Below are 24,478 nucleotides of genomic sequence, written 5' to 3'. Positions count from 1 at the left end.
CCTCTCTTTTTTTATGGGGCTTGGTGTGGGCCCAATCGCCGGCAAGCCGGCTCCCTCAGGTACGCAGATGTCCTGGAGAGCGGTGCTGCCCTTGTGGGAGCCGGCTTGCCGGCGATGGCCTCAGCGCTGCACGGGCGTCGGGCGCTGCTGCTCGGCGCGGCGGCCCAGGACCTCGTACACCGAGGGGTAGGCCGGGCGCTCCACGTAACGGCCTGCGCCGGGTTCGGCGCGCAGGTCGCCATCGGCCCAGACCACGCGGCCCTGGCTGATGGTGTGGCTGGGAATGCCGCGCACGGTGCGGCCTTCGAAAATGTTGAAGTCGACGCGCTGGTGGTGGGTCTGCGCCGAGATCGTGCGCGTGCCCTGTGGGTCCCACAGCACCAGGTCGGCATCGGCGCCCACGCGGATGGCGCCCTTGCGCGGGAACAGGTTGAAGATCTTCGCGGTGTTGGTGGAGGTCAGCGCGACGAATTCGTGCATCGACAGGCGCCCGCTGTTGACCCCGGCATCCCACAGCACCGCCATGCGGTCCTCGATGCCGGCGGTGCCGTTGGGGATGCGGCTGAAGTCGTCGCGGCCCATGGCTTTCTGTTCGGCGCAGAAGCAGCAGTGGTCGGTGGCGGTGGTGTGCAGGTTGCCCGACTGCAGGCCGCGCCACAGCGCCTCCTGGTGCTCGCGCGGGCGGAACGGTGGGCTCATCACGTAGCCGGCGGCGGTGGACCAGTCGGGGTGGCGGTAGACGCTGTCGTCGATCAGCAGGTGGCCGGGCAGCACCTCACCGTACACCGGCTGGCCCTTGGCCCGGGCGTAGCTGATCTCGTCCAGCGCTTCGCGGCTGGAGATGTGCACCACGTACAGCGGCGTGCCGATGGTTTCGGCGATGCGGATGGCGCGGCTGGCGGCTTCGCCTTCGACTTGCGAGGGGCGTGACAGCGGGTGCGCTTCCGGGCCAGTCAGGCCCTGGGCCAGCAGTTTGCGCTGCAGGTGATAGACCAGCTCGCCGTTCTCGGCATGCACGGTGGGCACCGCGCCCAGCTGCAGGCAACGCTCGAAGCTGGCCACCAGGGTGTCGTCGGCGGCCATGATGGCGTTCTTGTAGGCCATGAAGTGCTTGAAGCTGTTGACCCCGTGCTGGCTCACCAGCTCGCCCATTTCTTCGGCCACCTGCTCGCTCCACCAGGTGATGGCGACGTGAAAGCCGTAGTCCGAGGCGCTTTTCTGCGCCCAGCCGCGCCAGGTATGGAAGGCTTCGAGCAGCGACTGCTGGGGGTTGGGGATGACGAAATCGATGATCGAGGTGGTGCCGCCGGCCAGCCCCGCGGCGGTGCCGCTGAAGAAGTCTTCGCTGGCCACGGTGCCCATGAAGGGCAGTTGCATGTGGGTGTGCGGGTCGATGCCGCCGGGCATCAGGTACTGGCCTGTGCCGTCGAGGATTTCGCAATCGGTAGGGGGTTCGAGGTCTTTGCCAATGGCGCGGATCTGGCCATCGACACACAGGACATCAGCGGGATAGCTCTCTTCGTGGGTGACCACGGTGGCGCCACGGATCAACAGGGACATGCCGTCTTCCTCGCAGGCTGACCGGTCTGGGCCGGTTCTTGGAATTGTTATGTGCCAGTGGCTGGAGGACCGATCTCAATCCTGTCAGGCCTGACAAGAATGGAATCTAGTTGGGGATTTTGGATTATTCAAGAAAAAATTTCATGAGCTTATATCTTTTATAACTTATTGATTTTTAACGTTTTATATAAGGAATCACCAAAATGGGGAGGCCCTTCACCATTTTGACGCACTTGACAAGATGCCAAATTGGTCAAGATTTTCCATGCAAAATCAGCTGCTTGAAACCTGGCTTCGAGGCGCTGGCCGCGCCACTGAAAAACCAGGTTGCACCAAGTTGAAACCCGGTGCGCGGGCCAGGGCCGGCCCACAGCGGCATGAATACCCGGCGAAGGCACCCGTGTGCCTGCGCCTGGCGCAATCGAAAGCCTTGCAGATCAGTTGATTACCTCCGGCCGGCGGCGGCCGTGCGGGCAGGCTCCGGCCAACCCGGCACGCAATTTGAGTACGGCCCAACCGCCAGGCCGGGCCGGAGGTGCAGTACTGGTGGTGTAGACACTCCGGCCATCGCATTAGCCCGATGAGCGAACAATTAGAAAAATCTGGAGAAGGCCCCATGCAACAGAGCAGATCGCAAGTGATCGAGCAGGCTGGCCTGTTCGAGCTGTCGGCGGGCACTGACGTGCTCGACAGCCCGCGCTACAACCACGACATCGCGCCGACCAAGGTGCACCAGCGCACCTGGAACAAGTGGCACATCACCGCGCTGTGGGTGGGCATGTCCATCTGCGTGCCCACCTACACCCTGGGCGGTGTGCTCACCGCCTACTTCGGCCTGAGCGTGGGCGAGGCGCTGCTGGCGATCCTGCTGGCCAACCTCATCGTGCTGATCCCGCTGACGCTCAATGCCTTCCCCGGCACCAAGTACGGCATTCCGTTCCCGGTGCTGCTGCGCTCCTCGTTCGGCATCATCGGCTCCAACGTGCCGTGCCTGATCCGCGCGGTGGTCGCCTGCGGCTGGTTCGGCATCCAGACGATGTTCGGCGGGCTGGCCATCCACCTGTTCCTGGGCTCGATCTTCCCCGACTGGAAAGCCCTGGGCGGCACCGGCGAGGTGATCGGTTTCATGGTGTTCTGGGCGCTCAACCTGTGGGTGGTGCTGCGTGGTGCGGAGTCGATCAAGTGGCTCGAAACCCTGTCGGCGCCATTGCTGGTGGCGGTGGGCTTCGGCCTGCTGTTCTGGGCCTTGCCGCACATGTCGATGACCGAGTTGCTGGCCCAGCCGCCCAAGCGCCCAGAAGGGGCGAGCGTGGTCAGCTACTTCTGCGCCGGGCTCACGGCGATGGTCGGCTTCTGGGCCACGCTGTCGCTGAACATCCCGGACTTCAGCCGCTACGCCAAGAGCCAGAAGGACCAGATTCTCGGGCAGATCTTCGGCCTGCCGCTGACCATGTTCCTGTTCGCAGCGCTGGGGGTGGTGATGACCGCCGCCTCGGCCTCGCTGGTGGGGGAAACGGTGTCGGACCCGGTGAGCCTGATCGGCAAGATCCACAGCCCAGGCTGGGTGGCGCTGGCCATGGCGCTGATCATCATCGCCACGCTGTCGACCAACACGGCGGCCAACATCGTCTCGCCCACCAACGACTTCCAGAACATCGCCCCGCGCCTGATCGGGCGTAGCCGCGCGGTGTGGCTGACCGGTTTGATCGGGTTGGCGCTGATGGGCCACGAGCTGCTCAAGAAGCTTGGCTGGATCGTCTCCGACCTGAGCCTTGAGAGTGTCTATTCCAACTGGCTGCTGGGTTACTCGAGCCTGCTCGGGCCGATTGCCGGGATCATGGTGGTGGACTACTTCCTGATTCGCCGGCAGAAGCTCGACCTGGCCGGGCTGTACCGGGACGACGTGTACCCGGCGTGGAACTGGGCCGGCTTTGGCGCCTTCGCGGTGCCCGTGGCGCTGACCGTGATGGCGATTGGCAACAGCAGTTTCAGCTGGTTCTACGACTATGGCTGGTTCACCGGCTCGCTGCTCGGGGGCGCGCTGTACTACGCCCTCGGCGGCGTGGCGGTGCGTGGGGCGGCGCGGCTGGCCAAGCCGTTGCCCTGACACCGCGGCGGCCTCATCGCCGGCAAGCCGGCTCCCACAGGTACACACAGGCCTGTGGGAGCCGGCTTGCCGGCGATGAGGCCCGACCCGACAGCGCAAGACTCAACCTGCATGCAGATAACAAAAACGCCTGAGGAGAAACCCCAATGACCCCCGCCCAGAACGTCCTGCAATCCACCGACCAGCACGTCGACAGCGCCCGCCTGTGGCAATCGCTGATGGACCTGGCGCGCCTCGGCGCCACGGCCAAGGGCGGGGTCTGCCGCCTGGCCCTGACCGACCTCGACCGCCAGGCCCGCGACCTGTTCGTCGGCTGGTGCGAGGCCGCCGGCTGCACCGTCAGCGTCGACGGCGTCGGCAACATCTTCGCCCGCCGCCCGGGCCGCAACCCCAAGCTACCCCCGGTGATGACCGGCAGCCATATCGACACCCAGCCCACCGGCGGCAAGTTCGATGGCTGCTTCGGCGTGATGGCGGGCCTGGAAGTCATCCGCACCCTCAACGACCTGGGCATCGAAACCGAAGCGCCGCTGGAAGTGGTGGTGTGGACCAACGAAGAAGGCTCGCGCTTTGCCCCCTGCATGATGGGTTCGGGGGTGTTCGCCGGCAAGTTCACCCTGGAGCAGACCCTGGCCAAGCGCGACGCCCAGGGCGTGAGCGTGGGCGAGGCGCTGAACGCCATCGGCTATGCCGGCCAGCGGGCGGTGCTCGGCCACCCGGTGGGGGCCTATTTCGAAGCGCACATCGAGCAGGGCCCGATCCTCGAAGACCAGGCCAAGACCATCGGCGTGGTGCTGGGGGCACTGGGCCAGAAGTGGTTCGACCTGACCCTGCGCGGTGTCGAAGCCCATGCCGGCCCGACGCCGATGCACCTGCGCAAGGACGCCCTGGTCGGCGCCGCCGCGGTGGTCGAGGCGGTCAACAAGGCCGCGCTCGGCCATCAACCGCATGCCTGTGGCACCGTCGGTTGCCTGCAGGCCTACCCGGGTTCGCGCAACGTCATCCCCGGCGAGGTGCGCATGACCCTGGATTTTCGCCACCTGGAAGGCGAACGGCTGGATTCGATGATCGCCGACGTGCGCGCGGTGATCGAAGCCACCTGCGCCAAGCACGGCCTGAGCCATGAACTGGTGCCCACGGCCGATTTCCCGGCGCTGTACTTCGACCGTGGCTGCGTCGATGCCGTGCGCGACTCGGCGCGCACGCTGGGCCTGGCGCACATGGACATCGTCAGCGGGGCCGGGCACGACGCGATCTTCCTGGCCGAGCTCGGGCCGGCGGGGATGATCTTCGTGCCGTGCGAGAACGGCATCAGCCACAACGAGATCGAGAACGCCACGCCGCAAGACCTGGCGGCCGGTTGCGCGGTGTTGCTGCGGGCGATGCTGGCGGCCTCCGAGGCGATCGCCAGCGGGCGCCTGGCGGCGTAACGCCAGGGGGTCAAGGGTGCCGGGTCAGGCCGGCTGCAGGCACCCGTCACGGCCGATGTGGTAACGCTGCAGGTCCTGGGCCAGGGTCAGGTGGCCGCTGTAGTGGGCCTGCGCTTCCACGCGCACCTCCTCGATGCATGGGCTGCGCCGTGGGTCGGGCTGGTAGCGGGCGCTGAAGTGGGTCAGCACCAGGTTGCGCACACCTGCCGTTTCGGCGAAGCGCGCCACCGCCGCTGCGCTGCTGTGGCCGAACGTGGCCCCGGTGCGCTCGATGAGCGCCTGGGTAAAGGTCGCTTCATGCACCAGCACGTCCACGTCCCTGGCCACCTCGGCCAGCAGCTCGGGGCTGTCGTTGTCGCCGCAGACGATCACCCGCCGCGCCGGCCGCGAGGCGCGCAGGTAGTCGCGCCCGTGCAGCAGCCGGCCGCCATGTTCCACCGCCTCGCCCTTGGCCAGCGCGCCCCACAGTGGCCCGCGCGGGATGCCTTCGGCTTCCAGGCGCGGCACGTCCAGGCGCGGCTCGGGGTTGAACTCGCTGAACACGTAACCCACGCTCGGCACCCGGTGCGACAGGGCTACGCTGTCGACCCTGACGCTGTCGCTGACCCAGCCCTGGAAGGTTTCCACGGCGTGCAGGCGCAGCTCGAACGGCAGGAAGGTGTCGCTGGCGGCCAGGCCCAGGCGCACCCACTCATGCAGCGCGGCGGGCAGGATCAGCTCGAGCGGTTGCTGGCGCCCGCTCATGCCGGCGCTGGCCAGCAGCCCCGGCAGGCCGAAGCAGTGGTCGCCGTGCACGTGGGTGATGAAGATGGCGCGCAAATCGCGCACCGACAGCGAGGTGTGCAGCAACCGGTGCTGGGTGCCTTCGCCGCAGTCCACCAGGTACCAGTGGCTGCCGCTGGCTTCGATGACGGCGGTGGCGCTGACGTTGCGCGCCTTGGTCGGCACCCCGGCCGAGGTGCCTAGAAACTGCAGGTCCAAAGCCGGGCTCCAGAAGTTGGGGGGCTACACAGTAGCCCGGTTGTCAGGGCTTGGCGAGGTCATCCTGGCGCCAGATCAGCTTGCTGGTGTCGTAGCCTTGCTTGTGGGCGATGGCCAGCAACTGCTCGCGTGTCTGGTCGGTGATCGCCGGGGTGCGCGACAGCAGCCACAGGTACTCGCGGTTGGGGTGGCCGACCAGCGCCACGCGGTAATCCTTGTCGTGGTACAGCACCCAGTACTCACCCTTGGTCAGCCCGGGCGCCAGGCGGCTGAACCAGTTGTCGAAGCGCACCCAGAGCTTGTCGGTCTTGCCCGGCTGTTGTGCTTCGGCGATGCCTTTGGCCTCGTTCCACTGGCCGTCCTTTTCCTTGCAGCGGTTGGTCACGTCGATGCGGCCATCCTCGCGCAAGCCATAGTGCGCCTCGGACTGCACGCAGTTGCGCTGGAAGAACATCGGCAGGCGCGCCAGCTCGTACCAGATGCCCTGGTAGCGTTGCAGGTCGACCTGCTCGGTGGTGGGGGGCGAGCGGTCTTCATCGCCCGACCCGGCGCAGCCGGCAATGGCCAGGGTCATGCAGGAAACGATCAGGGCTGTGCGCAGCACCATGGCAAACCTCCTGGAAGCGGATGTGGGCTTACCTGTGTTTCGATGCGCGGGCGCGGCAAAAGTTGTATCGGATCAGGCCTGCTCGGGCGGCAGCTCGAACGACCCGGTCTGCACTTCGCCGGCACGCACGTAACGGGCGATCAGCACGCCTTTGGGGGAAACCTGGGCATGTTGCAAGGTGAACGCCGCGGCGGCGGCATCGCTGCCGAACAGGCGTTTGCCGTGGCCGAGCAGCAGTGGCTGGGTCAGCAGCTGCAGTTCATCCACCAGGCCTGCCGCCAGCAGTTGCTGCACCAGCTCGGCGCTGCCCTGGGTCAGCAGCGTTGGGCCGTCCTGCTGCTTGAGCGCGCGCACGGCGCCGGTCACATCGCTGCCCAGGGCGTGGCTGTTGTGCCAGGCGAGGGTGTCGGGCGAGTGGGTGGCGACGTACTTGGGCACGCTGTTGAACAGGTTGGCGATGGAGAAGTCTTCGCCGTCGTCTTTCACCTTCGGCCAGTAGCCGGCGAAGATGTCGTAGGTGCGCCGCCCCAGCAGCAGCGCGAAGGGCTGGCTGAACAGTGCCTGCATGGCCTGGCCGAACACTTCGTCGGCGTAGGGCACGATCCAGCCGCCATGGCTGAAGCCGCCGCTGGTGTCTTCCTGCGGGCCGCCGGGGGCTTGCATGACGCCGTCGAGGCTGATGAAGGCGGCAACGATGAGCTTGCGCATGGTGGGTGCTCCAGGGGTGGCCTGCAGTGCGCAGGCCTTGTCCCTGGTCGAACGGCGCGGCGGCGTTTCGACAGCGCCGGCGCATTTACAGCCAGTAGGTCACCGCCCACCAGCCCAGGCCGCCCATGACCACGGTGTAGGGCAGGGCCATCCACACCATGCGGCCATACGACAGGCGGATCAGCGGCGCGATCGCCGAGGTCAGCAGGAACAGGAACGCTGCCTGGCCATTGGGCGTTGCCACGCTGGGCAGGTTGGTGCCGGTGTTGATCGCCACCGCCAGGGTCTCGAAGTGCTCGCGGCTCATGCCGCCGTTGACGAACGCCTGCTTGACCTCGGTGATGTAGATGGTGGCGACGAACACGTTGTCGCTGATGGCCGAGAGCAGGCCGTTGGCCAGGTACAGCATGCCCGGCTGTTGCTCGGCAGGCAGGGCCAGCACCCAGGCGATCAGCGGGCTGAACAGCTGCTGCTGGTGAATGACCGCGACCACCGCGAAAAACACCACCAGCAGGGCAGTGAACGGCATGGCGTCCTGGAATGCCCGGCCCAGGCGGTGCTCGTCGGTGATGCCGGTGAAGGCGGTGATCAGCACGATCACCAGCAGGCCGATCAGGCCGACCTCGGCGATGTGCAGGCCCAGGCAGACGATCAGGATCAATGCGGCGATGCCTTGCACCCACAGCGCCACCCGCTGCGCCTGGGTGCGCGCGGCATCATCCTCGGCGGCGTAGCTGGCCAGCACCTGGCGCACGCGCTCGGGCATCAGCGTGCCGTAGCCGAACAGGCGCAGTTTTTCCAGCAGCACGCAGGTCACCAGGCCGGCGACCAGCACCGGCAGCGACACCGGCGCGACCTTGTGGAAGAAGTCGGCGAAGTGCCAACCCATCTCGTGGCCGATCAGCAGGTTCTGCGGCTCGCCCACCAGGGTACACACGCCGCCCAGGGCGGTGCCCACCGCGCCGTGCATGAGCAGGCTGCGCAGGAAGGCGCGGAACTGGTCGAGGTCTGCGCGGTGCAGTTGCTCGATCTGCTGGTCGCTGTCCAGCGCGCTGTCCTCGCGCGGGTTGGCGTTGGAGGCGACGCGGTGGTAGACCGCGTAGAAGCCCACGGCCGCGCTGATGATCACCGCCGTCACGGTCAAGGCGTCGAGAAACGCCGAGAGAAACGCCGACAGCACGCAGAACAGCAAGGCCAGCAGCGCCTTGGAACGCACCCCCAGCAGAATTCGCGAGAACAGGAACAGCAGCAGCTCTTTCATGAAGTGGATGCCGGCCACCATGAACATCAGCAGCAGGATCACCGGGAAGTTGTGCAGCAGCTCGTCGTACAGGGCCTGGGGCGTGGTCATCTTGAGCAGCAAGGCCTCGACCAGCAGCAGGCCACCCGGCATCAGCGGGTAGCATTTCAGGGCCATGCCCAAGGTGAAGATGAACTCGATCACCAGGGCCCAGCCCGCGGCTACCGGGCCGACGCTGACCAGCAGCAAGGGGTTGAGGATCAGAAACAGGCAGATGACCGCCTTGTACCAAAGCGGCGACTGGCCGAGAAAGCCTTGGGCCAGGGCGCCGGTCAGGGAGCGTGACATGTAATTTGTATCCTTATGATTCGGCGAGCGCGCAAGGTGCCCCATCGAGGCGCAGGAGGCAAGGCCGGGAGTCCCGTTTTTGGCACAAGTGCGGGCACCTGGCTGGGTTACCATCCTGCGCTGACAACCCATTTGCCCACAGGAGTGCCGCCCGTGACCGAGTACAGCGCATTCAAGGTCGAACTGACCGACAACATCGCCCACGTTCAAATCAACCGCCCGGAAAAGATCAACGCGATGAATGCCGCGTTCTGGGAGGAGATCGTCGCCATCTTCCAGTGGATCGACGACACCGATGCCGTGCGCGCGGTGGTCATCAGCGGCGCGGGCAAGCATTTCTCCTCGGGCATCGACCTGATGATGCTGGCCTCGCTGGCCGGCCAGATGGGCAAGGACGTGGGCCGCAACGCCCGCCTGCTGCGGCGCACCATCCTGCGCATGCAGGCCTCGTTCAATGCCGTGGACAACTGCCGCAAGCCGGTGCTGGCCGCCATCCAGGGCTACTGCATCGGCGGCGCCATCGACCTGGTCTCGGCCTGCGACATGCGTTACTGCAGCGCCGACGCGCAGTTCTCGATCAAGGAAATCGACATGGGCATGGCCGCCGATGTCGGCACCCTGCAACGTTTGCCACGCATCATCGGCGACGGCATCATGCGCGAGCTGGCCTACACCGGGCGCCATGTCGAGGCGGCGGAAGCGCTGCGCATCGGCCTGGTCAACCGGGTCTATGATGATCAGGCCGCCTTGCTCGACGCGGTCTTTGCCATCGCCCGGGAAATTGCCGCAAAATCGCCGATCGCCGTGGCCGGCACCAAGCAGATGCTCAGCTACATGCGTGACCACAGCATCGATGATGGCCTGGACTACATCGCCACCTGGAACGCCGCGATGCTGCAGTCCGAAGACCTGCGCGTGGCCGTGGCGGCGCACATGAGCAAACAGAAACCGACGTTCGCCGACTGACCGGGCGGGGGACGCGCAGTCAAGGAACCCCCGACATGTCAGCACGCTGGACTACCGCAGTACTCGACCCGCAGATCACCGGTGGCTGGGCCGTCGCCCGCAGCTCGGAAGGGTTTCTGGTGGACGCCAACGGCGCGCTGTTCGCTCGCGACTGGCTCAAGCGCCAGGACCTGGACGTGCTGTGCGAGCACGGCATCGGCCACTTCGATGGCCAGCCAGTGTTCCTGCTCGAACTGCGCAGCGCCGCCGCGCTGCCAGGCTGCAGCTGGCGCGGCCTGCGCAGCTTCATGCTCGAAGGCGACTTCGACACCTACAAGGTGCTTGGCTACGCCGCGCAGATCGGCACCTGGGCCCGCGAGCACCGCTTCTGCGGCAGCTGCGGCCAGCCGATGACGCAGATCCGCTGGGAGCGGGCGATGTACTGCCAGCCCTGCGAACTGCGCAGCTACCCGCGCATCTCGCCGAGCATGATCGTGCTGGTGACCCGCGGCGACGAGGTGCTGCTGGCGCGCTCGCCGCGCTTCGTCACCGGTGTCTACAGCACCCTGGCCGGCTTTGCCGAGCCGGGCGAGTCGGCCGAGGACTGCCTGGTGCGCGAGGTGCGCGAAGAGGTGGCAATCGAGGTGCGCAACATCCAGTACGTGGGCAGCCAGTGCTGGCCTTTCCCGCATTCGATGATGCTGGGCTTCCATGCCGAATACGCCGGGGGCGATATCGTCATGCAGCCGGACGAGATCGAGGACGCCAAGTGGTTCAGCGTGCACGACCTGCCGCCGCTGCCGGCCGGGCGTTCCATTGCCCGTTACCTGATCGACTTGTATGTGGCTCGCCGTTTAGGCCTGCCCGAACCAGTGCTGCCACGCTAGGCGCACGGTCAACGCCAGCACCACGGTGATGAACACCGGGCGGATGAACTTGCTGCCGCCGCTGATCGCCGTGCGCGCGCCGAAGAAGGCGCCGACCATCACCGACAGGCCCATGCACAGGCCGACGATGTAATCCACCTGCCCGGAAATGATGAACACCGTCAGCGCCGCGATGTTGCTGACGAAGTTCATGCTGCGCGCCACGCCGCTGGCGCGCACCAGGTCGATGGGGTAGAGCAGCAGCGTGCTCACGGTCCAAAACGCGCCGGTGCCGGGGCCGGCCACGCCGTCGTAGAAGCCCAGGCTGAAGCCCTGCGGCAACTGCCATTTCTTCTTGATGGGCGCGTCGGCATCCAGCGGCGCCTTGGGCGTGCCGCCGAACAGCAGGTAGACGCCGCAGGCGAAGACGATCACCGGCAGCATCTTGTTCAGCCACTCGGCTGGCAGGTAGTGGGCGATGGTCGCACCGAGCAGGGCGCCGATCAGCGTGCCCAGCACCGCCAGGCGCCATTGCGCAGGGTGGAACAGCTTGCGCCGGTAGTAGGTGAAGCCGGCAGTGGCCGAGCCGAAGGTCGAGCTGAGCTTGTTGGTGCCCAGGACCAGGTGTGGCGGCATGCCGGCGGTGAGCAGTGCCGGGGTGGTGAGCAGGCCGCCACCGCCGGCGATGGCGTCGATGAAACCGGCGACGAAGGCGACCAGGGCGAGGATCAGCAGGGTGAGGGGTTCTACGGTGAGTTCGAAGGGCATTGGCGTCTGGCAGGCTGGAAGGCAGGGGGTGCGGCAAACTGCCGCGCTAGAGGTTGGCATGGTAATGCCGGGAGGTGTGGGTTGTCAGTTCCGGCCTCTTCGCGGGGCAAGCCCGCTCCCACAGTGATGTACCTGTGGGAGCGGGCTTGCCCCGCGAAGAGGCCGGAACTGACAAAGGCTTAGCTACGAATGAACGCCAGCAAATCCGCATTGATCACATCGGCATGGGTGGTCGGCATGCCATGCGGGAAGCCCTTGTAGGTCTTCAACGTGCCATTGGGCAGCAACTTGGCCGACAACGGCCCGGAGTTTTCATACGGCACGATCTGGTCATCGTCGCCATGCATCACCAGCACCGTCTGCTGGATCTTCTTCAGGTCTTCGGTGAAGTCCGTCTGGGAAAACGCCACCACCCCGTCGTAATGGGCCTTGGCACTGCCGATCATGCCCTGCCGCCACCAGTTGCCGATGACGCCTTCCGAGGCTTTGGCGCCCGGGCGGTTGTAGCCGTAGAACGGCCCGCTCGGCACATCGCGATAGAACTGCGCGCGGTTGGTCGCCACTTGCACCTGGAAATCGTCGAACACCGATTTTGGCAGGCCGCCGGGGTTGCCCGGGGTTTGCACCATCAGCGGTGGCACCGCGGCAATCAGTACGCCCTTGGCCACCTTGTCGTTGGGGTAGCGGGCCATGTAGCGCACCACTTCGCCGCCACCGGTGGAGTGGCCCACATGCACTGCACCCTGGGTGCCCAAGTGCTCGACCACCGCGGCCACATCGTCGGCGTAGTGGTCCATGTCGTGGCCGTCCGAGACCTGGCTGGAGCGGCCATGGCCGCGGCGGTCGTGGGCGACTACGCGAAAGCCCTGGCCGAGGAAGAACAGCATCTGCGCGTCCCAGTCGTCGGCACTGAGCGGCCAGCCGTGGTGGAAGTGGATGACCGGCGCATCGCGCGGGCCCCAGTCCTTGTAGAAGATCTGAACGCCATCTTTGGTGGTCACGTAGCTCATGGACGCGTCTCCTCTGTGCGGGGGGATTACCAAGTGAGCTATTGAGAATAGGAGAGATTGCTGGGTTGTCAGTTCCGGCCCTATCGCCGGCAAGCCGGCTCCCACAGGTATGGACTGCCCCACCAATCCAACCCTTGGGGGCAGTCCAGGTAATCCACTGACAGTGTGGGAGCCGGCTTGCCGGCGATAGGGCCGAAACAGTCCCCTAAGCGCCCTCAGGCACGATCACGCATCCGGTACCACGCCTTGGCCGCCGCCTCCAGCGGCGCAGCCAGCAGGTCGCCGCCCGGGAACCGCCCGTTGTCGATGCCCTGGTACAGGCTCAGCAGTTCGTCGTCACCCAGGATCGCATCGCTGACCGCCCGCGCCGCGGCCAGGGTCGGCAGCACGCCATGGCCGGAAAAGCCCTGCAGCCAGTAACGTTGCCCCTCGCGGCCAACGTCCGGGGTGCGCTGCATGCTGCAGTCGATGTGCCCGCCCCAGGCGTAGTCGATGGCCACCCCGGCCAGTTGCGGGAAGACCCGCTCCAGGAACGGCCGGGTGGCGCTGGCGACATCCTTGGGGATACCCCCCAGGTAGGTGCAGCCCCCGCCGAACAGCAGGCGGTGGTCCGGGGTGAGGCGGAAGTAGTCGGGCACGAACTGGTTGTCGATCACGCAGCTGTTGCGCGGCAGCAGCGAGTGGGCGACTTCGGCATCCAGCGGGGCGGTGGCGACCTGGTACGATCCGACCGGCAGCAGGCGCCGCGAGAGGCTGCGGTCGAGGCGGTCGATGTAGGCGTTGCAGGCCAGCACCAGCACCTCGCCGTGCACCTCGCCGTGGGCGGTGCGGGCGACATGGCCGTTGGCGGTCTTGTGCAGTTCGAGCACCTGGCTCTGTTCGAAGATGCGCCCGCCATGGGCTTCGATCGTGGCGGCCAGGCCTTGGGCCAGTTTCAGCGGGTTCAGGTGCGCACCCTTGGCGTCATACAGCGCGGCCTGGTAGCGCGGGCTGTCGATCCACTGGCGCATCTCGTCGCGGCCGATCAGGCGCAGCGCGTCGTAGCCCCACTTGTGTTCGGCCTCGTGCAGGGCTTCTTCGAGCAGCTTCACCCGGCGTGGCAGCACCGCCGTCCACAGGCTGCCCAGGCGGTAGTCGATGTCGAAGCCATGGCGCTGGGGCAGTTCGCGCAGCTCGTCGGCCGCCCAGCACATGCTTTGCCACAGGCGCCGGGTGCGCTCCACGCCCAGGGCCTTTTCCAGCGGCGGCATGTCGCACGACCAGCCCAGCAAGGCCTGGCCGCCATTGCGCCCGGACGCCGCCCAGGCCACCCGGCTGGCTTCCAGCAGGGTCACGCGCTTGCCGGCCAAGGCCAGGCGCAAGGCGGTGTGCAAGCCGCTGAAGCCGGCACCGACGATCAGCACGTCGGTATGCTCAGGGCCTTGCAGGGTGGGGCGCAGGGGGATGCTGGCGGGGTAGGTCTGGGCGTAGTAGCTGGCGACGTGCTGGGCGGATTGCTTGAACATGCAGGGTCCTCGTGAAATTTGTTTTGATTATTTTCATGAAAACTTAGCATGAATTTTTCACGCTGCCAGCAGGGTTTTGTTGGCTGTATGATCTTGGGGCCGCTGCGCGGCCCATTCGCGGGGCAAGCCCGCTCCCACAGGGACTTCACCAGGTTCAAATCACTGAAACTTCCGTGGGAGCGGGCTTGCCCCGCGAATGGGCTGCACAGCAGCCCCCCATGCACCCGACAGGACTCCCTATGCGCCGCCTGCCTTCCCTGACTGCCCTGCGCACCTTCGAATGCGCCGCCCGCCATGGCCACTTCGGCCGCGCCGCCGCCGAGCTGTGCGTCACCGACAGCGCCGTCAGCCACCAGATCCGCCAGCTCGAAGAGCAACTGGGGGTGGCCCTGTTCGAGCGCGTCGGCCGCCAGGTGCGCCCCAGTGTCGAGGCCGAGCGCCTGCTGCATCACCTGCAGCAGGCCTTCGAGCTGATCGGCAAGGCCTGCGACGAACTGCGCGACCCTTCTTCCCAGGCCGTGCTGCGGGTGGCCGTGACCGCGGAGCTGGCGCAGAAGTGGCTGGTGGCCAGACTCGCCGACTTCAGCAGCCGCTACCCGCACATCACCCTGCACCTGCACGATCAGCCCATCGATGCCGGCGCCCCGGCGCTGGATGTGGACCTGGCCATCACCTATGGCACCAGTGCGCTGGATGCCAGTACCCATTTCGTGCGGCCGCTGCCGCTGTTGCAGTTCTTCCCGGTGTGCAGCCCCAGCCTGTTCAACCAGGGCAGCCTCAAGCGCCCGCGCGACCTGGTGCGCCACTGCCTGCTGCATGACGACCAGGACGGCCGCACCTGGACCACCTGGCTGGCCACCCATGCCGAAGACGCCTTGCCCTCGCGCCAGCTGTACTTCCCCCACGCGGCCCTGGCCCTGGAGGCGGCGTTGCTGGGGCAGGGGGTGGCCATGGGCGACAACCTGACCTGCCAGGCCGACCTGCAGAGCGGGCGGCTGATCCGCCCGTTCGCGGCCACGGTCACCGCCCAGGGGCAATACGCGCTGGTGTGCGAGCGGCTGCGCCTGGAGCGCGCTGCGGTGGCGCAATTCATCGAATGGTTCATCGAACAGCTGGGCGATAGCTGAATTCAATTCACCTATCTCTGAGTTTTCATCGTTGGAACCGGCCAACGCCCCGGCGTAGCGTGCAGTCATCACTCACCGATACGAGGTTGACCCATGGCACGTTCGCTGACCACCACCCCAAAAGCCGATGGCTTCCGCCTGCCCGGCGAATTCGAGCGCAAGGCCGGTTGCTGGCTCGGCTGGCCCGAGCGGCCGGACGTATGGCGCAACGGCGCCAAGCCTGCGCAAAAGGTCTGGGTGGAGATCGTCACCGCCATCGCCTCCAGCGAACCGGTCACCGTGTGCGCCTCCGCCGCCCAGTACGCCAACGCCCGGCGCCTGCTGCCGGCGCAGGTGCGGGTGGTGGAAATGACCTGCAATGACACCTGGTTTCGCGACAGCGGCGCGTGTTTCGTGGTCAACGACGCCAGCGGCGAAGTGCGCGGCGTGGATTTCGAGTTCAACGCCTACGGCGGGCTCGACGGCGGCCTCTACTACCCGTGGGACAAGGACGACCAGATCGCGCAGAAGATCCTCGAAATCGAAGGCCTGGACCGCTACCGCGCGCCGCTGATCGCCGAGCTTGGCGGCATCCAGAGCGATGGCCAGGGCAGCCTGCTGACCACCGAGCAGTGCCTGCTCAACCGCAACCGCAATGCGCACCTGGGCAAGCAGGAGGTCACCCGCCGGCTGGAGGACTACCTGGGCGCCGACCAGGTGATCTGGCTGCCCCGGGGCTGCAAGTTCGATGAAACCGACGGCCATGTCGATGACCTGGCCTGCTTCGTGCGCCCCGGTGAAGTGGTGCTGCAGTGGACCGACAACCGCGACGACCCACAGTGGGAAATCTACCAGGAGGCCTACGACATCCTGCGCAGCACCCGCGACGCCCGGGGCCGCGAGCTGAAGGTGCACAAGCTGCCGCAGCCCGATGTGCTGCAGTGGACCGCCGAGGAGGCCGCCGGGCTGGACCAGGTCGAGGGCACGCACCTGCGCGAGGCCGGTACCCGCATCTGCGCTTCGTACATCAACTACTACGCCGGCAACTCGGCCATCGTCGTGCCGCTGTTCGGCGACCGCAACGACCAGGTGGCCCAGGCGACCCTGGCCGAACTGTTCCCCGAGCACCGCATCATCGGCATCGAGAACTCCCGCGAGATCCTGCTCGGTGGCGGCAACGTCGCCTGCATCACCATGCCGCAATACGCCGGAGGTCGTCGCTGATGAAGCTCACCTTGCTGGCCGCCGCGCTCGGCCTGGGCTGCGCGGCGGCGGGGGCCCTGGCAGCCGACGCACAACAGCCGACCGTGAACCTGTACATCTGGGGCGAGTACCTGGCCCCGGACACCTTGAGCAACTTCGAGAAGGAAACCGGTATCCGCGTGGTCGCCGACCACTTCGACTCGCTGGAAACCGCCGAGACCAAGCTGCTGACCGGCGGCAGCGGCTACGACGTGGTGCTCAGCGCCGGCCAGCACCTGAGCCGGGCCATCGCCAGCGGCGCCCTGCAGCCGCTGGACAAGGCCCAGCTGCCGCACCTGGCGGGGGTGGGCGAGGAGTTTCGCCAGCACATGGCCTTGTTCGACCCGGGCAACCGCTATGCCGGCACCTATGCCTGGGGCACCACCGGCGTGGGTTACCAGCAGCAGGCGGTGGCCGCGCGCATGGCCGATGCGCCGGTGGACAGCTGGGCGATGCTGTTCGACCCGCAGGTGGTGGCGAAATTTGCCGACTGCGGGGTGAGCCTGCTCAACGACCCCAACGAGGTGTTCGCCGCGGTGATGCGCTACATGGGCCTGGACATCAACCAGCAACGCCTCGAAGACCTCAAGGCCGCCGAGGTGCAGCTGCGCAAGATCCGCCCGTACATCCGCTACTTCGACAATGACCGCAACATCAACGACCTGGCCAATGGCGAGACCTGCGTGGCGATGTCGTGGAATGGCAACGTGGCGATTGCCCAGGGCCAGGCGCAGCAGGCGGGCAAGGCGTTTGCGCTGGACTACCGCATCCCCCGGGAAGGCACGCTGATCTGGCTCGATGCGCTGGTGGTGCCCAAGGATGCGCCGCATCCCCAGGCAGCGTGGCAGCTGATGGATTACCTGATGCGGCCTGAGGTGATTGCGCCGATCACCGACACCATTCATTACGCCAATGCGATCACGGCGGCGGACGGGTTGGTGGAGGCGAGCATTCGCAATGCGCCGGGGACTTATCCGCCGGAGGAAGTGAAGGCGCGGTTGTATGGCAAGAATGACAATGGCAAGGCCTTCAACCGGGAGCTTACCCGGGCGTTCAGCCGGTTGAAGAGCGGGACATAGACTCGAGCCGTGTGTTGTCTGTGCCGGCCTCTTCGCGGGGCAAGCCCGCTCCCACAGGTTCGCCTCCAGCCTGTGGGAGCGGGCTTGCCCCGCGAAGCGGCCGGCACAGACAGCCCATCAGCTGGAGCTTTTACGCCTGGCCTGCTTCGGTTTGCTGCCGGCTGTTTTGCTTCCCGCACTGGCAGCCTTGCCCCTGCGCTTCTTCTTCCAAGGCGCCGCCTTGCCCACCGCCGGCCCGGTGATGCTCATGCGCATCCCCCGGCAGCGCTCCACCAGCTTGCCCATCCACGCCGACTGGCGCGCGACGAACTCTTCCAGGCTCATTTCCCCGCTCTGCACCATGTCCAGCGCCTGTTCCCAGATGGCGGTGGTGCCGGGGTCGGCGATGGCACGCGGCACTGCGTCGATCAAGCTGAACGCCGCCGCAGTGGCGGCCAGGGCCTTGCCGTTCTTCACCAGGTAACCGCGGTCGAGCAGGCCCTGGATGATGCTGGCGCGGGTCGCCTCGGTGCCGATGCCGGTGGTTTCCTTGAGCTTCTGTTTCAGCCGCGGGTCGTCCACCAGCTTGGCGACGTTCTTCATGGCCTTGATCAGGTCGCCTTCGGTGAACGGCTTGGGCGGCTGGGTCCACAGGTCTTTGAGTTGCAGGCCCTGCACGTTGCAATCCTGGCCCTCGCGCAAGGCGGGCAGCACTTGGGCTGGCGCGGCCTCGCGGCCTTTGGCGGGGGCCAGCGCCTCAGGCAGGGCGCGGCGCCAGCCGGGCTCGACGATCTGCTTGCCGACGGCGCGCAGGGCGTGGCCGGCGCAGTCGAACTCGGCCTGGGTGCGGTCGTATTCGTGGTTGGGCAGAAACTGCGCCAGGTAGCGGGCGCGGATCAGGGTGTACACGGCCTTGTGCTTGGGCGGCAGGCGCGCCGGGTCACTGGCCGCCGCCGTGGGGATGATTCCGTGGTGGGCGCTGACCTTGGCATCGTTCCAGGCCCGCGAGCGGCGCTGGGGCTCGAGGTGCGCCTGCAAGGGCGCAAGGCTCGTGTCGGCGCGCTGCAGTGCGGCGAGAATGCCCGGCGCCTCGCTGTGCTGGCTGACGGGCAGGTAGCCGCAGTCGCTGCGCGGGTAGGTGATCAGCTTGTGGGTTTCGTACAGGGCCTGGGCGATGTCGAGGGTTTCCTGGGCGCCGAGGCCGAACTTCTTCGAGCACAGCTCCTGCAGGGTGCCCAGGTCGAAGGGCAGCGGCGCGGCCTCGCGCACCCGCTCGGTGGCAACCTTGAGCACCCGCGCCGTGCCGGCGCTGCCGATATCGCTGGCGGCCTGTTGCGCCAGCGCCTGGTTCAGGCAGCGGCCCTGGTCGTCGCAGGCATCTTCCGGGGCGCGCCACTGGGCGTTGAAGGCTTGGCCGGCCTGCGCAAGCTGCACCTCGATGGCCCAGAACGGCACCGGCACGAAGTCGGCGATGCTACGGTCGCGGTCCACCACCAGGCGCAGGGTCGGGGTTTGCACCCGGCCCACCGGCAGCACGCCCTGGTAGCCGGATTGGCGGCCCAGCAGGGTGAACAGCCGGCTCATGTTCATGCCGATCAGCCAGTCGGCGCGCGAACGGCCGAGCGCCGAGTGGTAAAGGTTGAAGGTTTGCTGGCCCGGCAGCAGGCGGGCCAGGGCCTTGCGGATGGAGGCGTCGTCCAGTGCCGACAGCCACAGGCGCTGGATCGGGCCGCGGTAGCGGCAGTGCTCGACCAGCTCGCGGGCGATCATCTCGCCCTCGCGGTCGGCGTCGGTGGCGATCACCAGCTCGCGGGCCTCGCCAAGCAGGCGCTTGACGGCCTTGAACTGGCTGGCGGTCTTGGGCTTGACCTGCATCTTCCACTGTTGCGGGATGATCGGCAGGTCGGCCAGGTTCCAGCGCTTGTAGCGTTCGTCGTAGCTGTCGGGCGGGGCGGTTTCGAGCAGGTGGCCGATGCACCAGGTCACGCACACGTCGGTGCCTTGCCAGCAGCCGTCGCCCTTGCGCTGGGCGCCGAGCACCTTGGCGATGTCTTTGGCCTGGGAAGGTTTTTCGCAGAGGAACAGGCGCATGGCCGGGGACGCTTCATCGGGAATGATGGGCACTAGGATGCGCAAGCGGGGGCGCAGAGGCAAGTTTTATCTGGATGGATGTACAGCTTTTATTTGCCTGTGCCGGCCTCATCGCTGGCAAGCCAGCTCCTACAGGGGCCCTGTGGGAGCCGGCTTGCCGGCGATGGGTTCAACGCCGATGTATCAGGCAGTCTCGCGGGAGTCGCGGACCATGTCCACATGCGGGATGCCGGCTTCGAGGAACTCTTCGCTGACTACGCGAAAGCCCAGGCGCTCGTAGAACGGCGTGGCATGCACCTGGGCGCTGAGCATCTGCTGCTTGAGGTCGCGGTTCTGCGCCTCGACGATCACCGCCTTGACCAGCGTGTCGCCGACCTTCAACCCGCGCCAATCCTTGAGCACCGAGATGCGGCCGATGGTGCCGTCGGCCAGCAGGCGCGCGGTGCCGATCGGGTAGTCACCTTCCAGGGCCAGGAAGTGCAGGGCGTCCTGGTCTTCGGAGTCGAACTCAAGCTCCGGCGGAATGTGCTGTTCGGCGACGAACACGGCTTCGCGAATGCGGCGGATGTCCGCGTTGTCTTTCTGCCAGTCGGCGAGGCGCACACGAATCTTATTCATTGGCGAATCCCAGGCTTCCTTGTTTGATCAGTTGCTGTACCAGCATAAGGCCATCTTCATCCTGCAGCCATTCACCGAGGTTGTCGATGTGCAGGGCGTCGGCGGCACACACCAGTTTCAGCAGTTCGCGCAGCTTGGCAGGCAGCGGGCAGCTGCGGCCGCTGGCGAACAGCATCAGGTCGTCGTTGAGCTCGGACCAGGCCATGCGTGCGCTTGGGTTGCGGATCAGGATCGCGCCATCTTCGAGGGCCTCGACCAGCTCTTCCTCGCTCAGCTCTTCGCCGACCACCTGCTCCGGGTAGCGTGGCTCGGTCATGAACTGGCCGAACCAGGTCAGCAACAGGTCCTTGTCGTTCATGTGCTTGTCGAGCAGCGCCTTGAGGCGGTCGAGGGCGTCGTGCTGGATCTGGTGCGGGTCGCTGACCGGCTGCGCGTCGGCATCGCTGTAGCGCTCTTCGTCGGGCAGGAACTGGCCGAGGAAGTCGGTGAAGTGGGTCAGCACTTCGGCGGCGCTTGGCGCGCGGAAGCCGACCGAGTAGGTCAGGCAATCGTCCACGGCCACGCCGTAGTGGGCCAGGCGCGGCGGCAGGTAGAGCATGTCGCCGGGCTCCAGGGTCCATTCGCCGCTCTGTTCGAATTCGGCGAGGATGCGCAGGTCGGCGTGGGGCAGCAGCGGGCTGTCGCTGTTGCACATCTGGCCGACTTTCCAGTTGCGCTGGCCGTGGCCTTGCAGCAGGAACACGTCGTAGTTGTCGAAGTGCGGGCCGACGCTGCCACCGGGGGCGGCGAAGCTGATCATCACGTCATCGATACGCCAGCTTGGCAGGAAGCGGAACTGCTCGAGCAGCTCGGCCACTTCCGGCACGAACTGGTCGACGGCCTGCACCAGCAGGGTCCAGTCCTTTTCCGGCAACTCGGCGAAGGTCTCTTCGTTGAACGGGCCGCGGCGCAGTTCCCACGGGTGGGCGCCGTGCTCGAGCACGATGCGCGACTCGACTTCCTCTTCCAGGGCCAGGCCGGCCAGCTCGTCGGGGTCGATCGGGCTTTCGAAGTCCGGGAAGGCCTGGCGCACCAGCAGGGGTTTTTTCTGCCAGTAGTCGCGCATGAATTCGCGGGCCGAGATGCCGCCGAGCAGCTGCAGTGGAGTATCAGGATTCATGTTCAACCTATTGAAAAAACGTAATTTTCGTCCGGGAATAAAAACGCCCGGCTAGGCCGGGCGTTGAACGCGACGGTCAGCTTAGATGCGTTTTGCCTGGGCTGCCGCGTTACCGATGTAGGTAGCGGGGGTCAGCAGCTTCAGTTCGGCCTTGGCGTCGGCTGGCATGTCCAGGCCGTCGATGAAGGTCAGCAGCGCTTCAGGGGTGATGCCCTTGCCACGGGTCAGCTCCTTGAGCTTCTCGTAGGGGTTCTCGATGTTGAAGCGGCGCATCACGGTCTGGATCGGCTCGGCGAGGACTTCCCAGCAGGCGTCCAGGTCGGCGGCGATGCGTGCGGCGTTGACTTCCAGCTTGCCGATGCCCTTGAGGCTGGCTTCGTAGGCGATGACGCTGTGGGCGAAGCCCACGCCCAGGTTGCGCAGCACGGTGGAGTCGGTCAGGTCACGCTGCCAGCGCGAGATCGGCAGCTTGCTGGCCAGGTGCTGGAACAGCGCGTTGGCGATGCCCAGGTTGCCTTCGGAGTTCTCGAAGTCGATCGGGTTGACCTTGTGCGGCATGGTCGAGGAGCCGATTTCGCCGGCCACGGTCTTCTGCTTGAAGTAGCCCAGCGAGATGTAGCCCCAGACGTCGCGGTCGAAGTCGATGAGGATGGTGTTGAAGCGGGCGATCGCGTCGAACAGCTCGGCGATGTAGTCGTGCGGCTCGATCTGGGTGGTGTAGGGGTTGAACACCAGGCCCAGCTCGTCTTCGATGAAGGCGCGGGCGTTGGCTTCCCAGTCGATCTGCGAGTAGGCCGACAGGTGGGCGTTGTAGTTGCCCACGGCGCCGTTGATCTTGCCCAGCAGCGGCACGGCGGCAACCTGGGCGATCTGGCGCTCCAGGCGGTACACGACGTTGGCCAGCTCTTTGCCCAGGGTGGTCGGCGAGGCCGGCTGGCCGTGGGTGCGCGAGAGCATCGGCACGTCGGCGTGGGCGTGGGCCAGGGCGCGGATGGCCTCGGCGATCTGGCGCATCAGCGGCAGCAGCACGTCGTCACGGCCAGCGCGCAGCATCAGGGCGTGGGACAGGTTGTTGATGTCCTCGCTGGTGCAGGCGAAGTGGATGAACTCGCTGACCTTGGCCAGCTCAGGCAGCTGGGCGGCCTGCTCCTTGAGGAGGTATTCGATCGCCTTGACGTCGTGGTTGGTGGTGCGCTCGATTTCTTTCACGCGTTCGGCGTGCTCGAGCTTGAAGTCGGTGGCCAGGCTGTCCAGCACGGCGTTGGCTTCGGCGGAAAACGCCGGCACTTCGCCGATCTGTGGGTGAGCGGCCAGGCGCTGCAGCCAGCGCACTTCGACCAGGGCGCGGAAACGGATCAGGCCGAATTCGCTGAAGATGGGGCGCAAGGCCTGGGTTTTGCCGGCGTAACGGCCGTCTACAGGGGAAACCGCAGTGAGCGAAGAAAGCTGCATGGGGTGTTCTCGGACAGTCAGGCTTTTGGAAGGGCGCATATCATACATGAAAATTGCGCCCGAGTCGGGTGGCTGACCAAAGGTCGGGCCAATCTGCTTGGGCCTCATCGCCGGCAAGCCGGCTCCCACGGGAGGGGCACTGTAGCCATGGCTTGTGCTGTGCCTGTGGGAGCTGGCTTGCCGGCGATGAGGCCGAAATGGTCAACCCCCCATCAGGAGGGGCTGCGCATCATGTCGTACAGCTCGTTGAGCAGCTTGCGCCGGCTGAATACCAGCTGCCAGCGGTGCCCGCCCAGCTGGCGCCACAGGCGCGCGGCGCGGATGCCGGCGAGCAGCAGGGCGCGGATCTTCGAAGCGTTGCTGGCCTGCTGCAGGAAGCGCATGTCGCCATGCACCTGGATGCGCTGGCGCAGGGTGCTCAGGGTGTCCTGGTACAAGGCTCCACTGGAAGCGATGACGTTTTCGTGAACCAGGCCGAAATGCTCGGCCTGCGACTGGATCTGCGGCAGGCGGTTGCCGATGGTCTCGAGCAGGTCGCCGCGCTTGTTCAGCTGGCGCTCCAGGCCCAGCATCGACAGGGCATAGCGCAGGGGCTCGCGCTGCAGGCTGTTGGGGTCGCGCTCCAGGGCGCCGACCAGCGCCCGGTAGCCGTCGCGCAGGTTGAGGTCGTCGCCACCGAACACCTCCAGGGTGTCCTTGGGGTCGCGCACCAGAAGGCTGCCCAGCATGCAGCCGATATTGGCCTCGCTGGCCTGGCCGGTGCGGGCGATGCGATCGACCAGCACGGCGGCCTGGAATACACCACCCAACGCTACCAATTGCTCGCGCAGGTCGCTCATGCGCGCGGGCTCCACGGCTCGGCGCTTTCGATCACGCCGCCGCCCAGGCACACTTCGCCGTCGTAGAACACCACCGACTGGCCGGGGGTGACCGCGCGCTGCGGCTCGTCGAACACGGCGCGGTAGCCGCTTTCGGTCAGCTCCAGCGTGCATTGCTGGTCGCTCTGGCGGTAGCGCACCTTGGCGGTGAGGCGGCGCGGGCTGCTCAGGTCGATCGGGTTGACCCAGAAGATCTGCGAGGCGAGCAGGGCGCGGGAGAACAGCCACGGGTGTTCGTTGCCCTGGCCGACCACCAGCACATTGCGCACCAGGTCCTTGTGCAGCACGTACCACGGCTCGTCGCCGGCGTCCTTCAGGCCGCCGATGCCCAAGCCCTGGCGCTGGCCGATGGTGTGGTACATCAGGCCGTGGTGGCGGCCGATCACTTCACCTTCGGTGGTTTCGATGTTGCCCGGTTGCGCGGGCAGGTACTGCTTGAGGAAGTCGCTGAAGCGGCGCTCGCCAATGAAGCAGATGCCGGTGGAGTCTTTCTTCTTGGCGGTGGCCAGGCCGTGTTTTTCGGCGATGGCGCGTACTTCGGGCTTTTCCAGCTCGCCCACGGGGAACAGCGTGCGGGCGATTTCCTTGCCGCCGACGGCGTGCAGGAAGTAGCTCTGGTCCTTGTTCGGGTCCAGGCCTTTGAGCAGTTCGGTGAGCTCGCCGGTGTCGCGGCGGCGCACGTAGTGGCCGGTGGCGATCAGGTCGGCGCCCAGCGACAGGGCGTAGTCGAGGAACGCCTTGAACTTGATTTCGCGGTTGCAGAGGATGTCCGGGTTCGGCGTGCGGCCGGCCTTGTATT

21 protein-coding genes are annotated in these 24,478 nt (G+C 66.5%); 7 read left to right on the top strand and 14 right to left on the bottom strand.

The annotated features are described in order from the left end of the window. Positions 1-120 precede the first annotated feature (120 nt). Complete coding sequence (hydA, locus tag B3E94_RS23270; RefSeq protein ID WP_286915388.1) at positions 121-1,560, bottom strand: dihydropyrimidinase; 1,440 nt, start codon at positions 1,558-1,560, stop codon at positions 121-123. A gap of 616 nt (positions 1,561-2,176) precedes the next feature. Between hydA and B3E94_RS23265 the strand changes: the two genes are divergently transcribed. Together B3E94_RS23265 and B3E94_RS23260 are read left to right on the top strand one after the other, a co-directional pair. Then, positions 2,177-3,667, top strand: a complete 1,491-nt coding sequence (locus B3E94_RS23265) for an NCS1 family nucleobase:cation symporter-1 (protein WP_176517305.1) — start codon at positions 2,177-2,179, stop codon at positions 3,665-3,667. A gap of 146 nt (positions 3,668-3,813) precedes the next feature. After that, positions 3,814-5,097: a Zn-dependent hydrolase gene (locus B3E94_RS23260; RefSeq protein WP_176517306.1), complete on the top strand. Its 1,284-nt coding sequence runs from the start codon at positions 3,814-3,816 to the stop codon at positions 5,095-5,097. A gap of 24 nt (positions 5,098-5,121) precedes the next feature. Here B3E94_RS23260 and B3E94_RS23255 read toward each other — a convergent pair whose 3' ends face one another. The 4 genes from B3E94_RS23255 to nhaB form a co-directional block, all read right to left on the bottom strand. Beyond that, a complete protein-coding gene (locus B3E94_RS23255) occupies positions 5,122-6,078 on the bottom strand; it encodes a ribonuclease Z (RefSeq protein WP_286915387.1) in 957 nt (318 codons plus the stop codon). Positions 6,079-6,121: 43 nt separating this feature from the next. Beyond that, entirely contained in the window at positions 6,122-6,685 is a 564-nt protein-coding gene (locus B3E94_RS23250; protein WP_286915385.1) for a lipocalin family protein, read from the bottom strand. Positions 6,686-6,757: 72 nt separating this feature from the next. Continuing rightward, positions 6,758-7,393: a dihydrofolate reductase family protein gene (locus B3E94_RS23245; RefSeq protein WP_286915383.1), complete on the bottom strand. Its 636-nt coding sequence runs from the start codon at positions 7,391-7,393 to the stop codon at positions 6,758-6,760. Positions 7,394-7,478: 85 nt separating this feature from the next. Next, complete coding sequence (nhaB, locus tag B3E94_RS23240) at positions 7,479-8,981, bottom strand: sodium/proton antiporter NhaB (protein ID WP_236235462.1); 1,503 nt, start codon at positions 8,979-8,981, stop codon at positions 7,479-7,481. Positions 8,982-9,134: 153 nt separating this feature from the next. Between nhaB and B3E94_RS23235 the strand changes: the two genes are divergently transcribed. Beyond that, on the top strand, positions 9,135-9,947 hold the full coding sequence (locus tag B3E94_RS23235; RefSeq protein WP_286915381.1) for a crotonase/enoyl-CoA hydratase family protein: 813 nt from the start codon (positions 9,135-9,137) through the stop codon (positions 9,945-9,947). A gap of 35 nt (positions 9,948-9,982) precedes the next feature. Beyond that, the gene (gene nudC, locus B3E94_RS23230) at positions 9,983-10,813 is read left to right on the top strand and encodes an NAD(+) diphosphatase (RefSeq protein WP_286915380.1); all 831 of its coding nucleotides are present in this window, start codon (positions 9,983-9,985) and stop codon (positions 10,811-10,813) included. Here the strand turns inward: nudC and B3E94_RS23225 are convergent. The 3 genes from B3E94_RS23225 to B3E94_RS23215 all read right to left on the bottom strand — a co-directional run bounded on the left by B3E94_RS23225 (position 10,781) and on the right by B3E94_RS23215 (position 14,075). Then, the gene (locus B3E94_RS23225) at positions 10,781-11,560 is read right to left on the bottom strand and encodes a TSUP family transporter (protein ID WP_286915378.1); all 780 of its coding nucleotides are present in this window, start codon (positions 11,558-11,560) and stop codon (positions 10,781-10,783) included. The two genes, nudC and B3E94_RS23225, sit on opposite strands and share 33 nt — an antisense overlap. Before the next feature lie 179 nt (positions 11,561-11,739). After that, a complete protein-coding gene (locus B3E94_RS23220) occupies positions 11,740-12,570 on the bottom strand; it encodes an alpha/beta fold hydrolase (RefSeq protein WP_286915377.1) in 831 nt (276 codons plus the stop codon). 215 nt (positions 12,571-12,785) lie between these two features. Next, positions 12,786-14,075: an NAD(P)/FAD-dependent oxidoreductase gene (locus B3E94_RS23215; protein ID WP_286915376.1), complete on the bottom strand. Its 1,290-nt coding sequence runs from the start codon at positions 14,073-14,075 to the stop codon at positions 12,786-12,788. A 239-nt stretch (positions 14,076-14,314) separates the two neighbouring features. On the opposite strand from B3E94_RS23215, the gene B3E94_RS23210 reads away from it, so the two are divergent. The 3 genes from B3E94_RS23210 to B3E94_RS23200 all read left to right on the top strand — a co-directional run bounded on the left by B3E94_RS23210 (position 14,315) and on the right by B3E94_RS23200 (position 17,502). Further along, positions 14,315-15,202: a LysR substrate-binding domain-containing protein gene (locus B3E94_RS23210; RefSeq protein WP_286915375.1), complete on the top strand. Its 888-nt coding sequence runs from the start codon at positions 14,315-14,317 to the stop codon at positions 15,200-15,202. A 93-nt stretch (positions 15,203-15,295) separates the two neighbouring features. Next, on the top strand, positions 15,296-16,405 hold the full coding sequence (gene aguA / locus B3E94_RS23205; RefSeq protein ID WP_176517356.1) for an agmatine deiminase: 1,110 nt from the start codon (positions 15,296-15,298) through the stop codon (positions 16,403-16,405). Then, positions 16,405-17,502: an extracellular solute-binding protein gene (locus B3E94_RS23200; RefSeq protein ID WP_286915374.1), complete on the top strand. Its 1,098-nt coding sequence runs from the start codon at positions 16,405-16,407 to the stop codon at positions 17,500-17,502. Before aguA ends, B3E94_RS23200 begins: the two co-directional genes overlap by 1 nt. Before the next feature lie 117 nt (positions 17,503-17,619). On the opposite strand, the gene B3E94_RS23195 is transcribed toward B3E94_RS23200, so the two are convergent. The 6 genes from B3E94_RS23195 to mnmA all read right to left on the bottom strand — a co-directional run. Continuing rightward, positions 17,620-19,572, bottom strand: coding sequence for a DNA topoisomerase III (locus B3E94_RS23195; protein ID WP_286915435.1), 1,953 nt, complete (start codon positions 19,570-19,572; stop codon positions 17,620-17,622). Between the two features lie 183 nt (positions 19,573-19,755). After that, positions 19,756-20,190 (bottom strand): GNAT family N-acetyltransferase, encoded by a 435-nt coding sequence (locus tag B3E94_RS23190; protein ID WP_176517354.1) that lies wholly within the window; start codon positions 20,188-20,190, stop codon positions 19,756-19,758. Then, positions 20,183-21,349, bottom strand: coding sequence for a cupin domain-containing protein (locus B3E94_RS23185; RefSeq protein ID WP_176517353.1), 1,167 nt, complete (start codon positions 21,347-21,349; stop codon positions 20,183-20,185). The genes B3E94_RS23190 and B3E94_RS23185 overlap by 8 nt, the downstream gene beginning before the upstream one ends. Before the next feature lie 81 nt (positions 21,350-21,430). Next, the gene (gene purB / locus B3E94_RS23180; protein ID WP_176517352.1) at positions 21,431-22,801 is read right to left on the bottom strand and encodes an adenylosuccinate lyase; all 1,371 of its coding nucleotides are present in this window, start codon (positions 22,799-22,801) and stop codon (positions 21,431-21,433) included. Positions 22,802-23,013: 212 nt separating this feature from the next. Next, complete coding sequence (gene hflD / locus B3E94_RS23175; protein WP_286915372.1) at positions 23,014-23,640, bottom strand: high frequency lysogenization protein HflD; 627 nt, start codon at positions 23,638-23,640, stop codon at positions 23,014-23,016. Next, positions 23,637-24,478: tRNA 2-thiouridine(34) synthase MnmA (mnmA, locus tag B3E94_RS23170; protein ID WP_286915371.1), on the bottom strand; the 842-nt coding region annotated here is incomplete at its 5' end. The genes mnmA and hflD, both read right to left, overlap by 4 nt.

This window comes from Pseudomonas sp. UBA6315, assembly GCF_002438125.1.
GTDB lineage: Bacteria > Pseudomonadota > Gammaproteobacteria > Pseudomonadales > Pseudomonadaceae > Aquipseudomonas > Aquipseudomonas faucium.
Note: the sequence above shows the minus strand (reverse complement) of the source record. Positions and strands in the feature narration are given on the sequence as shown.